This window comes from Novipirellula caenicola (assembly GCF_039545035.1).
Classification (GTDB): domain Bacteria; phylum Planctomycetota; class Planctomycetia; order Pirellulales; family Pirellulaceae; genus Novipirellula; species Novipirellula caenicola.
In genome coordinates this window covers 628,180-643,949 of record NZ_BAABRO010000001.1, presented here as the reverse complement: position 1 = coordinate 643,949, position 15,770 = coordinate 628,180, and the positions used below count along the sequence as shown (strand labels likewise).

Here is a 15,770-nt window from a genome sequence, read left to right as displayed (position 1 = left end):
ATTGAGATTGCGACGATGCGAATACTGTTGTGCCACAACTACTACCAACAAGCCGGGGGCGAGGATCAATCGTTTGCCGAAGAGGCGGACCTTGTCACGCGGCATGGTCATTCGGTCGTGCGCTATACGCTGCATAACGATGCGATCAAGACGATGGGAAAGTTAGAAGTGGCGTCTAGGACGATCTTTAATCGCCATTCCTATCGCGAGCTTCGTCAACTGATTCGGCGCGAGAAGCCCGATGTGATGCACTGCACCAATACGTTCCCGCTGATTTCGCCAGCGGCCTATTACGCCGCAAATCGCGAAGGGGTGCCCGTCGTCCAGTCGCTAAGAAATTACCGTTTGATGTGTCCAGACGCCTACCTGTACCGCGATAACAAACCTTGCGAATTGTGTGTGGGCAAGTTGTTTCCGTGGCCTGCGATCAAGCATCAGTGTTATCGTGGCAATCGAGCAGCCACTGCGACGGTGGCTTCGATGTTGACAGTCCATCGTTTGTTGGGAACCTACCAACGCCGCGTCGGGATGTTTTACGCTTTGACTGAATTTGGTCGGCAAAAGTACATTCAGGGCGGTTTGCCTGAGCAGAAATTGGCGGTGATGGCCAATTTTTTGGATAGTGATCCTGGAATCGGAAGCGGGACCGGCGGCTACGCATTGTTCGCGGGCCGTTTGTCGCCCGAAAAAGGCTTGGAAACGCTGCTTTCAGCATGGCGACAAATGTCGCCGACCCTGCCGCTGAAAATCGTTGGCGATGGGCCGATGTCCGACGTCGTACAGCAAGCCGCTGCGGAGAATCCCGCAATCACGTGGCTTGGCCGGCGACCCAACCAGGAAATCTTGAGCCTGGTTGGCGAAGCATCCTGTTTGGTTTTCCCATCACTCTGGTACGAAGGCTTGCCGCGAACGATCGTCGAAGCGTTTGCCAAGGGAACGCCAGTCGTGGCATCCAATCTAGGGGCGATGGCGGAGTTGATCGTCGACGATCAATCGGGACGGTTGTTCGAACCGGCCAACCCTGAGGCCTTGGCCCGGTGTGTTAGTGAAGAATCACAGCGAGCCGATGGCTGGCAGCGAATGCGGGCGGCAGCACGACAGCGGTACTTGGAAAAACATACCGCCGAAATCTGCTACGACCGCCTGATGGAGATCTATCGTCGCGCCCGCGAGAACAGCAGCTCTTGACCGCTTGTTGACTTTACTTAGCCGCGACGCCTCAGTGGCCGGAGCCCACGCACTACCCGGTGCCATACGGCCAATGCCATCTACTTTCGCCCCGACCGAGTAGTTTTTATAGCGGAGCGGCGCTAGCCAAAGTCGATGGCATTAGGCTAACACCGGCTGCCGCGATCGCGGCTGAGAATCGAAACAATACTCGCTTGGATTCGTATCCGAAATCACGTTAAACCCCGCACCGTACCGCCGAGGATGCTTCGTTCGACTAGCCTTTTTGGCGAGCTAGGAATTCCGGCTTGGGAACGGGCGAATACGGCTCGCGTCGCCACTCGGACGCTGGCGAAGGATCGTGCTGGATCACCGGTTCGCGGAAGTACTCGATCAACAGTGCCAACCCACAGCTGGCCATCAATGCCAACATGAAACCTGCGACCAACGCAAGCTTCTTCTTGGGGGCCACGGGGATCGGAACAAACGTCGGCGATTGCATCACGCTGACGTTGGAGATCTTGTCCATCTGCATCGCTTCGTCGATTCGTGCTTGCTCACGCCGTTTCAGATTTGCCAAATATTCGGACTCGAGCTGACTGACTCGACGTTCCCCTTGCGCCAAAACAATCTCTTGGTCGTTCAGACTTAGCAGGTCTTCGTGCAGTTCGGTTTGGTACTGGACCAGCGAATCTAGCCGGGCTCGGATTGCTTTGACCTCAGCCTCTTCGACGGCGATGATCGCCGACTGCATACTCGAATGAGTCGGCGTTTCGTTATCAAACACACTTCGCAGCGTTTCTAATTGGCTACGGATCGCAGTGACTTCGGGGTGATCGTTGGTTTTGCGAGAGAGCAAATCTTTCTCTTTGGCTTCCAGCTGAAACAGCTGTTGACGCATCGCCGCCAATCCATCGTTGGGTTGGCCGCCAACCATTTGTCGCACCAATGACTCGGGCAGCTGTGACAGATTTTCTTTCAGCGCCACCATTTTCGCTTCCGAAGCAGCCAGCTCGGTGCGTGATTCAGCGACCGCACGGTCGACGCGGGCCAATTCGTCCTCCAATCCGCGGCGTCGTCCTTCGTAGGATGCCAAATGGTAGCTGTTTTTGGCATCACGCAGCTCGAAATTTGCTTTCTCGAGCTGCTCTTGCAGGTCTTGAGTCTGCGAATCAAAGAATTCAAACGAACCGCGGCTCCGCGTTACTCGCATGTGTTCATCGCGAAACGTCGCCAAGATGGCATCGAGGGTTTGTTGAGCCAACTCGGGCGTTTCGCCTTTGCAGGAGACGCGGATCACGTAAGAGGATCGTGGTGAAGAAATGGTCACCTTTTTCGCCAGGCTCGAGATCGCGATTTCGCGTTCTCGCGGCGTCGCAAACGTCTCGTCCTGCGAGAGCTGTTCGAACACTTTTTCGATGATCGATCGGCTTTCCAAATGTTCGATCAGTGAATTGATGTCCGCTTCGCGGCTGGCATTCAGGCTGACGGTCTGTCCGGTCGAGACGGTCGAATCGAGTCCTACGTTCTCACGACCAAGCCGGACGAACAGCTTTGCTTCGGATTCATATGTGTCCGGGTAGTAGAACAACATCGCAGCCAGGCCAATCATCGACAACACGACCAGAGTGCTGATCATTTTCCAATGGCGGAAAAACACCATGGTGATTTCGCGTAAGGTCCAATTGCGTGAGGACATGGCTGGCATAGTTCCGCTCCGGTTGTGCGGGTTGGATGAGTTGTAGCGAGAGAGGAATCAATGCCGTGATCGATGGGGCATGGCATGAAGGGGGGGGTGGGGATGCGTTTGGATTACCACAATCCCCATTTGATTCCTGAAATACGGCTTTTTAGGCGTCATTCGTCAGCCAGCAATGTGACCATTCGAATGCATAAAAAACGTGGTTTCAGTCTACTTCCTCGACGTCGATCGTCTAGACGCCGTTTGCGGGAAATCGGACATATCGCTCCCAATGCCGATGTGGTATGCGATCGATCGATTTTGCAATGCGATCGCATTTTTGCGGTGTGATGCCGTCCAAACACGCGATCGGACCGCGATGATGCCAGGCAAAATATTGCCTGTAACCTTTGTGGTCACGCTAGCTGCGATCGCTCGACTCTTGGTTTTGAGGCTGATTCTTGATCATGCCGTCAATGCGTTTACGGGCCTGTTCACGCGAAATTTCGTCGTCCGCGGCGCTATCAGGAAAACCGAGGTCGTCAAACAGAAAGCCGAAGGTCGGATGACGTTCGGCACGCGTGAATCCAATGTCCGCAAGCGGGACGTCGTGCAGCATCGCGATCGTTGCCATCGCAACGTCGCCCAATTGAGTGGTCAATTTTTCCCCGCGAGCATAACCACGCTCGCTGACGACCCGAGTGTCGTCAAGAAGATCTGCTACCAACGCCGTATCACCTTTGTCGCCAAACCGCGAAATGGTTTGCAGCGCGATCGCAATCGTTTCAATCGACGTCGCCTCACCTAAGGTGCGTCGTGCCAGCGGCAGGGAACGTTGCAAATCCCAGCCCATTGCAAAAAACAGGATTTCGGCCCGATTGTTCAGACTGCTGCGATTGACCCATCCGCTGACCAATGCATCAGTGGGACCACCAAGTTGAATGTCGCGATGAAGACGATTGGCGGCTTCTTTTCGCAACAGTGAAATCATCAAACTTTCAAAGTCTTGGTTGAAGGGCACGTTGGGGTCGTTCGCCGGCAACAGCAACGCGATCACATCCGCACGACTGGGAACTTCCAGTTGCACGAACATTTTGTCTTGGACGCGTCCCATTGCCGCGGTCATCGCCATAAATCGTTCACGCGGCGATCCGGCCAACGACTTGGTGATGTCGGGGTGTTCAAGCATCAACTCGACAAACATTTCACGAACGCTTGGTGAATCCCCCATAAAGTCTTGGGTTTCTCGCCATCCGTCGAATTCGACCTCGTCCCCGGCCAAAAAAGAATCGATTCGAATTTGCAGATCGCCCTCGGTCAATTGACGCACCAACTGCTCGGTTCGCAAGCGGACTTCGGGATCCGTGGCATTCGCCGCTGCATGTCGCAATGCCGGCAAAATGTCGATGCCACGCTGCATCAAATGGCTCGCGGCCCGCTCTCGCATCGCAAACGAATCGGCTCCGAGATCCTCGATCCATTTCTCGACCAAGGGGTCTTCGCGGTTGGCGTCCTCTGGTTTTTCGTCCTCCGTTGGCTCGGTGACCGCTGCAGCTTCGGCGGTTTCCTGAGCCATCGCCGAGGCGTGCCAGCCGTTGATCGCGAGCGTCACCACGATGACGCTCAGAGTCACACGGAACGTGGATGCGTGAAGAGGCATTTTTTTCTCGAGGCGGAGATTGACTATAACGATGAAACGATGCCACTTGTGGGGCAAGCTCATTGCGATCGTAACGAGCAGTCTCATTTTAGCAATACAAGGCTCATTGTAGCGAAAGAATACGATGCTGGCCGCCCCGAAAAAACACGGGGTTTGGTGCCGATTGGGCCCGTAACAGGCTGGGAATTCGGATTTTCAGCCGCGTCCGCTGCCCCCGACGGCGTCCTCTGACTCCACGGCGTCCTAAGCTCCTTGAACCCAAAATGGGCCGGTTCCGATTGACACCTCGCGAGCTCGCGATAGGTTAGCTTTCGGAGATCAATTATGGCAAAGAAAAAAGCAGTGGCGAAATCCGCAAACCCGGTTCGCCGTGAATCCGCTAAATCGGACGCCCGGCAGAGCGGTAGTGGCAGTGCGGCGTTTGCGGAGGCAGCGGAGTGTTTGAAGACGATCGCGCATCCGGTGCGGTTGCGGATGATCCAATTGCTGTTAGAAGGACGCTACACCGTGGGCGAGTTGGCGACGGATTGTGAGATCCCCGACAACGTGGCCTCGGAACATTTGCGGTTGATGCAGCGGTGTGGTTTTTTTACCAGCCAGCGGGAAGGCCGCCGCGTCTACTACCAAGTCGCCGAGCCCCATCTGAAACAGTTGATGGCCTGTATCGAAAGCCGATTTCTGCCCCAGTAGCCGCTTCACCCGTAGCCGCTTCACCCGTTGGATAGGCTTGTAGCCATCATCAATCGCAATGTCATCTGCCTTAACATCGTCTACATCAAGAGCCGGACAGACAGAGCGGCATCAACGTCATCGAATCACGGTTTCACCGCGTCGGCGGCGATCGTGCCGATTTGTCCGGCCAACGCATTGACACTGCCCCTGCCATCGGGGTGCACTCGATTGCTTAGGAAGATCACAAAGAGTTCGAGTTCGGGATCGATCCACATTGCAGTGCCGGTGAACCCGCCGTGGCCAAACGCCGTGTCGGTCATTGTCTTGCCTCGGTTGGATGAGTAGCCCGATTGTTTGTCCCAACCGAGACCACGCACTGCGTCGCCGGGAACTGAATACGACGCGGTCATTTCGGCAAAGGTTTTTTCGGAGATGATCGTTGTGTTGTCGAGGCTTCCTCGATTGCACATCGCGGCAGCATAGATCGACAGATCTGCCGCGGTGCTGAACAGTCCCGCGTGTCCAGCCACACCGCCCAGTGCATAGGCTCGCGGGTCATGGACTTCGCCTTGCATCCAATGTCCGTCGCGTTGCTGCGTCGTGGCAGCACGCTGCTGCAGTGGCGTCGCCGGTTTGTAGCTCGTTTCTTTCATTCCCAGCGGTGCAAAGATGGCTTGCTGCGAATACGCGTTCAAATCCATTCCGGTTTTACGACGAACGATTTCTCCGAGCACAATGAAGCCGACATCCGAGTAGCGGAACTTCGATCCCGGCGTGTAGTTCAACCCTAGCTTCATCACATTTTGGATTGCCCGCTCGGGCGACTCGGTGTAATCCGAGAGTGCATTGTCCGGGGTCAGCCCGCTGGTGTGCAGCAACAGCTGTTTGATCGTGATTTCTTCTTTGCCATGATTGCCAAACTCGGGTAAGTGCTGCGACACGGTATCGTTCAAATTGATCCGTCCCTTCTCGACGAGGGTCATCACGCTTGTCGCGGTTGCGATCGGTTTGGTGAGCGAAGCCAGATCAAATACCGTGTCGACGGTCATCGCAACGGCGGTTGGTTCGAGTTGCCGGTGTCCGTACGCACGCTGGAACACCACATCGCCTTGATGCCCGATCGTGACGACCGCACCGGGAAGCTTGCCTTGTTCGATCGCTTGATTGACTAAGTCGTCAATGGATTCAAACGCGTTGGGTTTGATCGCGTCGCGACGCGATGGCTCCGGCTCGGCGGCCAGTAACGGAATGCCAAACAGCGTCAGCGTCAAAACAACGAACCGGCCGGTGATTGCAAGCATCGAATAACCAGGTGTGCAAGAGGGTGGCGGGGCGACACCGATGGGACTGGGCATCGCGATGGAACAGGCGGGATTTGGGGGGGCACGGGAGCGAGCTACAGCGTCGTGCTGCTCTTTAGGACGGGAACCAGCAGTGCCATCACGACGGCAAGCACCAATACGGCCATGATCAACAACATCAACGGTTCGAGCAAGCGAACGAACAGATCGAGTCGGCGAAACGTCCGTTTTTCCAGCGAATCGGCAATCTCGGGAAGCACTCGGTCCAGCGAGTTGCTCTCTTCGCCCACGCTGATCATTTCGGTCACGCTGACGGGCATGTAACCGGACGCTCGCAGCGGCGATGCCAAGCTTTCACCACTGCGAATGTTTTCGGTCGCGTTGGCAATCGATTTACTGAGCAAGCGGTTGCCGGTCGCACTGCGGCTGATCTCGAGCGACCTCAGGATCGGAACCCCGTTACCAAGCAGCGTTCCGAGCACTCGGCAGAAACGCGCGACGGCGAGATTCATCAAGATGTCGCCGAGCACGGGGATCTTTAGTTTGATCCGGTCAGCCCACTCTTGCCCCGATTCGCTGTCGAGTTTGATTTTGATCACGATCAATGAAACCACCATGCCGACTAGGAACAACCATCCCCACTCTTGCAGGAATTGGCTAAAACCCAGCAGCGCTTCGGTGGCCCATGGCATTTCACCTTTGCGACGTAGCCGATCAAACAGCATGTCAAATTTGGGGACAAAGAACACTAGCAACGCGACGATCACGACGCTGCCCACGGAAAACAAGAAGACCGGGTAGGCCATCGCGCTGACCGTTCGGCCTTTGAGGTCTTCCTGGAGTTCGGTAAACGCGCCGACGCGATCGAGTGCATCTTCGAGAAATCCACCTTCGGCTCCAGCACGAACCATGTTGGTTCCCATGTCGCTGAAGACGCCTGGATAACGGGCCATCGTTTGGCCCAAGGTTTCGCCTTCTTCGACACGTTCACGAACGTCCTGCAAGACCTCTTTCAAAACAGGGTTCGAGGTTTGCGAGCTGAGCACGTTCAACGAGCGAATCATCGGCACACCGCTTCGCAGCAGTGAGGCGAGTTGGCTGTAGAACACCGCCATCGTTTGTCCATTCACCTTTTTGCGGCGATTGAACATGCTGCCTAGCGACGACGCTTTGCTATTGGCAACATCGCTGACTTTGACAGGAAATAACGATCGTTCGGACAGGATCGAAGTGACTTCGCGTTCCGTGCCCGCTTCGATGGTTCCGTTGACCTGTTTGCCGGTCGAGTCGCGTGCGGTGTAAGCAAAGGTTGGCATTAGGGCGGGGCGATTTAAGAGTTTTTCTAAAGTGACGTGCTAAGGTGTTTCGTTTCGAGTCGCCGGTGACGACTATGCGATCGCTTCGCCCTTGGTGACGCGAAGCACTTCGTCGACACTGGTTTGACCTGCAATGACTTTGTCCCAAGCATCCATTCGCAGCGTTCGCATCCCGTTTTTGACTGCTTCCTTGCGGATGTCCCAGCTGCTGGCACGGTCTTGCGCGAGTTGGCGGATGGTATCGGATGTCACCAACAACTCGTAAATCCCCATACGACCAGAATAGCCAACGTGACGACATTCGCGGCAACCGACGCTGCGATACAGCACGGCGTCGCCAGCGCGATCCCAAGGAAAGTCGCTCGGCACTTCGGATTTTGGATCGGTCATGGGTTGTTTGCAATGTTTGCACAAACGACGCACCAGCCGCTGCGCCATCACGGCTTCGACGGTCCCAGCGACCAAGAATGGCTCGACCCCCATGTCACCCATACGGGTAAACGCTCCGGCGGCATCGTTTGTATGTAACGTGCTGAATACCAAGTGACCCGTCAGCGAGGCTTGAATCGCATTTTCTGCGGTTTCAAGGTCGCGAATTTCCCCCACCAGCACCACGTCGGGGTCATGACGCAGGATGCTGCGAAGCGACGCGGCAAAGGTCAGCCCGATTTTCGGATGAACTTGAATCTGGTTGATACCGTCAAGCTGGTACTCGACCGGGTCTTCGGTGGTGATGATCTTGGTTTCGGGGCTGCGGATTTGCAGCAAACTGCTGTACAGCGTCGTCGTTTTACCTGACCCCGTAGGCCCGGTAACCAGCACGATGCCGTGCGGATACTCGATAATCTTGCTGAACGTTTCGTAGATTTGAGGGTTCATCCCCAAGCCTTCGAGGTTGAACACCATCGACGACTTGTCCAACACACGCATGACCAAGCCTTCGCCGTGGATCATCGGGATCACGCTAAGCCGGATGTCGACTTCACGGCCATGGACGCGCAATTTGATCCGTCCGTCTTGCGGCAATCGTTTTTCGGCAATGTTCATCCGAGCCATGATCTTAAGACGGCTGATGATCGCGGCTTGAAATCGATTTATCTCTGGCGGAGCAGGTTGCGGGTGCAGGATGCCGTCGATGCGATAGCGGATTTGGATTCCGTCGGATTGGCTTTCGATGTGAATGTCACTCGCACGCGTTTCGATGGCTTCGAGCAGAATTTCGTTGACCAAACGAACCACCGACGCTTCTTGCGCCATCTCGCTCAATTCGCTGCCATCGGCTTCAAACGCATCGAGCAATTCGACGTCGTCTTCTTCGACCGCGGCCATCAGGCCTTCGACCGTTTCGCTGCCGACGCCGAGATGCTGTTTGACCAGGCGTGCGATTTCAGCACGTTCGGCGACCACCGGAACGATGTTCTTGCCGGTCGCCGCACTCGCTTCGTCAAGCGGATACAGGTCCAGCGGGTCGGACGTTGCCACCACGATCGAACCGTCTTCGAAGCCAATCGGGAACAGCGATTGGCGGTAGATCAGTTTTTGTGGGAATCCTTCGAGCGCCTTTAGGTCAACATCGATTTCGCGAAGGTCGACGTAATCGAGTCCAACTTCTTCGGCCAATGCACCCAACGCGTCGCGCTCGGCGATGTATCCCAACTCGATCGCCGCTTGAACGACACTGGGACAGTCGCTTTGCCGGCTTTGTTCGAGTTGCTCGGGGGTGAGTAATCCGCGTCGTTTCAGGATTTCACCAGCATGCATGATCATCGTTTCGATCTTTCTAGCAATGTGTCGGGTCAAGCGGCGTTAGGGGATGCCGCGCTGCAGTCATCGCTTGGCGGGGAGCGGATAGCGATGCTGCTTAAGTGTACCGCAATTCGCAGAAGAATTCATTTCACCCTCTGCGAACAAATGCGTGAGGTTCCTTGGGGGATGGGGTTAGCGTCCGCGACCGCCGCCGCCACCACCGCCGGTGCGTCCACCGCCACCTCCACCGCCGCCGGTTCGACCACCGCCGCCAAAACCGCCGGTACGGCCGCCACCGGTGTCGCCCCCGCCGCCTCGCAGTGCACGAAACATTTCGATTCGGCGCTGGATGTCGTCGGAGCTCGGTGTGCTCGAATTGCCATTACTGGACGATGTTGACGAGCTGCTACTGGATTTCGAATCGGTGGACGAGCTCGTCGTTTTGACACTTGTTCCGAGGATCGATTCGAGTGCTTGTTTGACAATATCAGCTTTGATGTCCCCTTTGAGCGTGACCACTTCGACGCGTTCTTCGGTCTGCATGCCACCCTCGTCCAAGGCCAGAACGAGATCGCGTACTTGGTTGAAATCTTGAGGTGTCGCGGTGACGATCAGCGAATTACTGCGTTCGTCAACGGAAACGGTAATTTTGGCAGGCTCACTTTGAGTCGAGGTGCCGCCGCCACCTCCGCCACGACCTCCGCGTCCCCCGCCACGAAGTGCCGCGATAATGTCTTGCGGATTTGCCTGACCGCCACCGCCACCACCGCGGCCTGATTCGTTCGCCGATGCCATCTTGTCGGCAAACACACTTTTGACCACTTCGGCGACACTTTTGGCGTCTTGGTAGATCACGGGAATCAAGGCTGGTTTGGCGACAATCTCAATCTCTTCGGGACTTTCTTGAATGTCAATCTTTCGCAAAATGATTTCGATCGTTTCAAGGTCGATGGCGTTGGCTTGAACAATCAATGCGTTCAAGCGAGCATCAGGAACGATGCTAACCGATCCGGTGCTGGTCAAAATCGATTTCGCCGACGATTCCTCGCCGCCACCACCGCCGCCGCCCATGCCAAGCAGTCCCATCATTCCGCCACCGAGTCCGCCTAATCCACCGAGCGGATCCGAGATGGCGGACATGCCGCTATCGATCCCGCCCAAGATCGTCGCGATCAATTCGGCGGCAGCGTCCGCTTTGGCGTACTTGAGCCAAAAAATGGTTGGCAAATCCGACTGGACACTGGCCGATGACGAAAACGATTGCATTAACGCTTCGAATGCATCGAGCGCTTCGGTGTCCTCTGACGCAACGATCATCCCCGCAGGTGAAAACTGGATGACGATGTCCGAACCTTGGTATTGAAAGCGAACTTCGGGAGAAGAGGCGTCGGAGGACGACGAGCGATTGTCCGGCGAAATGGTGTTGGAGGTGGAAACCGGGCTTTGCTGAGCTTCGGCGTCATCGTTAGCAGCGGGCGCCGTGACAAATTGGTAATCCAATCCGCGGCCGGATCGGACTCCGGTGCGACTGTCGATTGGTAACCGAGGAACGCGATCCTCGGTTGGTCCCGAATCATAGCTAGGCTGGTCGTTGTCATTGGGTTGCGGAGGGTGCACTCGTCGTTCGGGCATTTGATGACCCGAGGACGATGACGATCCCGAAGTGCGGATTGTGCGAATGTCGTTTTTGCGTCCCAGCGTCGACCATACGCTTTGGACTTGGCGAAGTGCGTCTTCGGCCGCTTGGCCGGTATAAGGCAAAACACGGACTTTCTCGCTCATCGACCCGAGCACGTCTTCGCCTTCGAGTTCACCGATCAATCGCTCGATCATGGCAATTTCATCGGTGGTTCCACGAATCCATAAACGCCCTGTTTCGGGGTCGCCATCGACGATTGGTCCGGTGCCGCCTTCGGCTGTGACCCCAAAGAATTTGTTGATCGTCAACAACGCTTGCGCGGGATCAAGACGGCGAAGGTTAATGACTTTAAAGTCCTGGCCGTTGCCTTCGAGTTTTGCAATCGTAGCTGCAATCATCGCTTGCGTTTCCGGACGAGCAAAGGAAACAATCGCGTTGGTTTTTGGGTCAACTGCAATGCGAGCGTCGGGAGTCCCTGCCAACAAGGTTTGCAGCACGTCAAAGACCGTGGTCGAATCTGCAGTCTTGACCGGGTGCGTTTCGAATACCGGCAACGCGACTTCGGTTTGGCCATTGGGATCAGCAACGGCGAGTGGTTTGTCGGCCTTTTTAATGATGCTTTCCAGCAAGGCGACTTTGCCAGGCAATCCGGTCGCATAGATACGTTCGCCGTACAGTCCCAAGGAAATGCGGATCTCATCATTGGCATTTTGGCCTGGATCCAGTCCGATCAGCGGGCGAGCGATTTCGAGCATCTCTTCGCTACCACGATGCTCGAGCACGATTTCGACAATGTTTGAATCTGCCTCGCGGGCATTCTCGAGCAATTGACGAATGGCAAGCAATTTGCCAACGGTCTCGGTGACTTTGACTTGACGGGCGCTATCGAGCACGATGGTGCGTCCCCATGGACCGACCAGTTGTGCGATCTCTTGTCTTGCCGCGTCGGGCGTTAAACTGCCCAAGGGAAAGACACAGCTAACGATGTCACTGCGGCTGCGGTCATCCAATTCGTCCAAGGTGATCAGCTCGGCGACTTCGCTGATTAAATTTGCAGCGTTTTCGACTTCCAAATCAATCAGCAGCAGCATGCGGCCGCGACGGACCAACGCGTAACCGCGATCGAGCAGCAAGCGATTCAGGATATCCAAACTTTCGGCAGCCGTGTACGAACGACTTGGATCGACGTAGTTGACCGACCCCGTAGGAAAGCGGTCGATTTGCAGCGAGAGATCGGCTTGCTCGGAGAACCATTCCAACACGTCCTTCCAGCTTGCGCCCGAGAAATTGAAGACGAATTTTTCTTGGCTCGTCGCTGGATCGTTGGTGCCGCGATTGGGGGTCTCCGGCGAGCTAGATTGGCTGTTGGGGACCGCCGCAATCGCCGTCGGAGCGGTCGCCGTGTCGTCTGGTTCCGCGGCAGCCGTCGGTTCGGGAGACGCCTCTGACACAGAGGCCGTCTCGGTTTCTGAGGCCGCTTCGGACTCTGCGACCGGTTCCGTCGGCTGCGGTGTTGGCGAATCGGTTGCCTCATCGCCGCTGTCCGCGGGGTCAGATTGCGATTGCACCTGTGCCGGTGATGAATCGACGTTGGAATCAAGCGGATTGAGCTGCTGAGCCGAAACCTGGGGCACGACCGAGACAGCAAACGCGACGGTAATGAAAAAGAGCGAGTATTTCATGCTCGAAAAAACGATTCCGTGGAAGAGGAGGCCACTATTTTTCTAAGCGGGCGATTTTGGCTGTGGGCGGCACTCTACCGGTTCGCCACCCGATTATCTTAATCACGATTCGCTAAATTCCTCGTGTGAAGCCTTGGTGGAACGGCCCAGAATAGAGGTTTTAAGGCGGGCGCACCGATTATACGGACATCCACTCGGAACTCAGCTGATGCTTTTAACCCCTCGGTTTCGCAGAAGTTTCTAGCGGAAACAATGAATTTACGGAGTTCCGCGCAGGGGAAATGAGAATCAACCCTAGAAGAAAAAATGCCGTGAAGCATCTTTGGGGGTAGCTACCTGCGCCAGAAGGTGGTGATTTGCGAGGGCTGGCGATAATCCACGCTTGTTGATGCTCTGGCGAGCGTCATCGCCGACTTCGCTGGCTTTGGGCGACAAACCGCAGAATGCAGCTTGTCGCCCCTCGTTTTCACGGGCTGCAGCCTGATTGGCGGCTGCTTGATTGGCGGCGGCCGCGGATTAGTTGTCGATACAGGTTTCTAAGAAACGAGCCAAGCGATGGAAGTCGCTGTTCTGCTCGATGAACCGCACTTTGGTAACCAGCGTTTCTGGGTCAACCAGTTGGCTGAAGGGGACGAAGTGCAAATCGAACTGGCCGGAAACCGAGACCATCACGCCATTGAGTCGTTCTTCGACGAGCGCTCGGTAGGCACCCACGCCCAATTGCGATCCGAGCATCACGTCGTAGGCCTGCGGCGGGGCGCAACGAGCTTCGTACCCGAGTTGCAATCCGTTGACCTTGCGGGTTTTGCCCGTTCGCTCGTTGTAACGCTCGCTAACCAATTTCGAGATCATCGTCGACAGATTGATTGACGAGATATTGATGTGTCCATGATCGTCGCGGCTGACCCCTTCGAGGTATTTGGTGGGCAGGTATTCGGCCATCCCTTCGGCGATCACGATCGTGCCATATTGGCGACCTTCGCGTTCGCGGGCCAGCATCATGTCGACCATGCGATCGACGACTCGGTCCAATGCCATCACTTTTCGCGACTCGCCGGTTTCGTGATTGATGATCTCTTCATCAGCCAACGCGCCACAAATGTCTTCGACGCTCAGCACCATACTGGCTTCGCCCGCAATCGCGGCTCCATAGGCGAGCCATCCGGCGCTACGTCCCATCGCTTCGCAAAGAAAGTAGGAGCGGCCGGCAGCGGCGTCAAAGTTCAAGTTGCGAATTTCTTCGGCCAAGGTTTCCACGGCGGTGAAGAATCCAAACGTAAAATCGATGCCCGAATAATCGTTGTCGATCGTTTTAGGCAGATGCACAATCGGGAATCGACGAGCGTCGGCAGGCAGATTGTCCTGGAACATCTTCAGTTTGTTCGCAGTCTTGAGCGTGTCGTCGCCGCCGATCGAAATCAACGCATCAATCTCGAGTGAACAAAGACCTTCGTAGACTCGTCGCAGCGGGGCCACCAACTCAGGGTCTTTCAGATGGGCTGGCGAATTGACGTGTTTGCCAGGGTTGGTTCTGGCGGTGCCGATCATGATTCCGCGACTGCTACGCGCGTTTGTCAGCGAATCGTGAGAAAACCGGATGTAGTCGGTTCCCTCTTGCAGCGGCCCGGCGGCGGTGTATTCGGCCAAACGGCTGTAACCATGCTTGATTCCAAAAACCTGGGCCCCTTCTTCGAGGAACGAAAATGCGGCAGTCGAAATCACTGCATTGGCAGCCGGAGCGGGACCCCCCGCAAACAAGATGGCAACGCGTTTGATATCCAAGGTATGTTTGCTGGGCATGGAGTGATTTCGTCAAGGTTTGAGGGCAGGTCGGGGAGCGAGAAAGACCGATTCTTTCACATCGTGCACCGCCGATTTTAGGGATCCCTGAGCATTCGCCAAGATGGGAGGCTGGTTGCGTCACCACCGCGATGCCCGCAAACACGCATGCGGGGCACAATGTTGCCGCTGCGGTGTCGATAACGCCAACGCATCCTTCGTTGAGGATCGGCGGCTGGCGGCCCCCCTGATCGTCTGTGTGATTGGCCCCCGATTTAGGCTTGCCACTGCAGTGCTTCTTCGATTGCCGCTTCGTATTCCATGTCGGTCAACTCGAGAATCTCGCGCATGTCCGACAGAATCGCGATTTGCTCGGGTTGCAGGGTTCCCTCGGCCGACGCGGCAAGAAACATCGCCTGCAATGCTCGCATCCGTTGATCTTGGTTCCATCCTCGCGAAATCGTCAGCACGTAGTTTTTCGCCAGCACCTTGTTTTCCATCGCGATGCTGCACAAACGTCCGAGTTCCTCGCGGTCCATCGGTCGCTCGAGCAAATCGTTGGCGATCGTTTGCAGGGCCTCGATCTCGGCTTCGCTGATCTCGCCATCGGCCAGCACGACCAAAACGGCCGCACGAATCGCTTGGTCGCGAAACTGAGACTCGATCGTCGCTTCGTGCGTTTGTCGATCCATACTCAACACGCTGGTGTCCCAGGTGCTGCGACAACTATCGCACTGCACGAATTCTTCGGCAGCACCAATCGGCACCGTGGGGACGAAGTAGAGCGTCAAAAAAGGTCGTCTCGCTCGCAGGCGAAACGGCTGCGGCGTGCGGCACGTCGGGCAGTAAAAATTGCCTCGATCACGCGTCCGCGTCAGGTTCATGGTGCCGATCAGAATCATTTTTTTTGAAAATGCGGAAAATAGAGTAACAGCAGAACTGACGGTGTCTCACGATGCACGGTGTCACAATAGGCGAAATAGCGTGAATTGGCTCATTGTTTTGCCAGCATGATGGTGACGGTAAGACGGATTACAGCGATCGCAACGGATTGACTGGCGTTAATTTAGAAAGAGTTCCGATAACAGACGAGAACGAGTGGAGTTACCGATTTCATTTTACGCGGA

At 55.9% G+C, this 15,770-nt stretch carries 10 protein-coding genes; 2 read left to right on the top strand and 8 right to left on the bottom strand.

Annotated elements, in window-relative coordinates; all coding sequences use genetic code 11:
- The first annotated feature begins 15 nt into the window (after positions 1-15).
- Positions 16-1,188 carry a glycosyltransferase gene (locus ABEA92_RS02260; protein WP_345682166.1) on the top strand — a complete coding sequence of 391 codons (1,173 nt, stop codon included), beginning with the start codon at positions 16-18 and terminating at the stop codon, positions 1,186-1,188.
- Between the two features lie 256 nt (positions 1,189-1,444).
- Here the strand turns inward: ABEA92_RS02260 and ABEA92_RS02255 are convergent, their stop codons facing one another.
- A complete protein-coding gene (locus tag ABEA92_RS02255; RefSeq protein WP_345682165.1) occupies positions 1,445-2,875 on the bottom strand; it encodes a GumC family protein in 1,431 nt (476 codons plus the stop codon).
- A 394-nt stretch (positions 2,876-3,269) separates the two neighbouring features.
- Positions 3,270-4,508 carry a hypothetical protein gene (locus ABEA92_RS02250; protein ID WP_345682164.1) on the bottom strand — a complete coding sequence of 413 codons (1,239 nt, stop codon included), beginning with the start codon at positions 4,506-4,508 and terminating at the stop codon, positions 3,270-3,272.
- 324 nt (positions 4,509-4,832) lie between these two features.
- Between ABEA92_RS02250 and ABEA92_RS02245 the strand changes: the two genes are divergently transcribed.
- A complete protein-coding gene (locus ABEA92_RS02245) occupies positions 4,833-5,198 on the top strand; it encodes an ArsR/SmtB family transcription factor (RefSeq protein ID WP_345682163.1) in 366 nt (121 codons plus the stop codon).
- A gap of 125 nt (positions 5,199-5,323) precedes the next feature.
- On the opposite strand, the gene ABEA92_RS02240 is transcribed toward ABEA92_RS02245, so the two are convergent.
- The 6 genes from ABEA92_RS02240 to ABEA92_RS02215 all read right to left on the bottom strand — a co-directional run bounded on the left by ABEA92_RS02240 (position 5,324) and on the right by ABEA92_RS02215 (position 15,545).
- Positions 5,324-6,481 carry a serine hydrolase domain-containing protein gene (locus tag ABEA92_RS02240; protein WP_345682162.1) on the bottom strand — a complete coding sequence of 386 codons (1,158 nt, stop codon included), beginning with the start codon at positions 6,479-6,481 and terminating at the stop codon, positions 5,324-5,326.
- Positions 6,482-6,576: 95 nt separating this feature from the next.
- A complete protein-coding gene (locus ABEA92_RS02235; RefSeq protein ID WP_345682161.1) occupies positions 6,577-7,797 on the bottom strand; it encodes a type II secretion system F family protein in 1,221 nt (406 codons plus the stop codon).
- A gap of 72 nt (positions 7,798-7,869) precedes the next feature.
- A complete protein-coding gene (locus ABEA92_RS02230; RefSeq protein WP_345682160.1) occupies positions 7,870-9,564 on the bottom strand; it encodes a GspE/PulE family protein in 1,695 nt (564 codons plus the stop codon).
- A gap of 171 nt (positions 9,565-9,735) precedes the next feature.
- On the bottom strand, positions 9,736-12,864 hold the full coding sequence (locus ABEA92_RS02225) for a secretin N-terminal domain-containing protein (protein ID WP_345682159.1): 3,129 nt from the start codon (positions 12,862-12,864) through the stop codon (positions 9,736-9,738).
- A 516-nt stretch (positions 12,865-13,380) separates the two neighbouring features.
- The gene (locus ABEA92_RS02220) at positions 13,381-14,664 is read right to left on the bottom strand and encodes a 6-phosphofructokinase (RefSeq protein ID WP_345682158.1); all 1,284 of its coding nucleotides are present in this window, start codon (positions 14,662-14,664) and stop codon (positions 13,381-13,383) included.
- A 254-nt stretch (positions 14,665-14,918) separates the two neighbouring features.
- Positions 14,919-15,545, bottom strand: a complete 627-nt coding sequence (locus tag ABEA92_RS02215; RefSeq protein ID WP_345682157.1) for a tellurite resistance TerB family protein — start codon at positions 15,543-15,545, stop codon at positions 14,919-14,921.
- Positions 15,546-15,770: the final 225 nt, after the last annotated feature.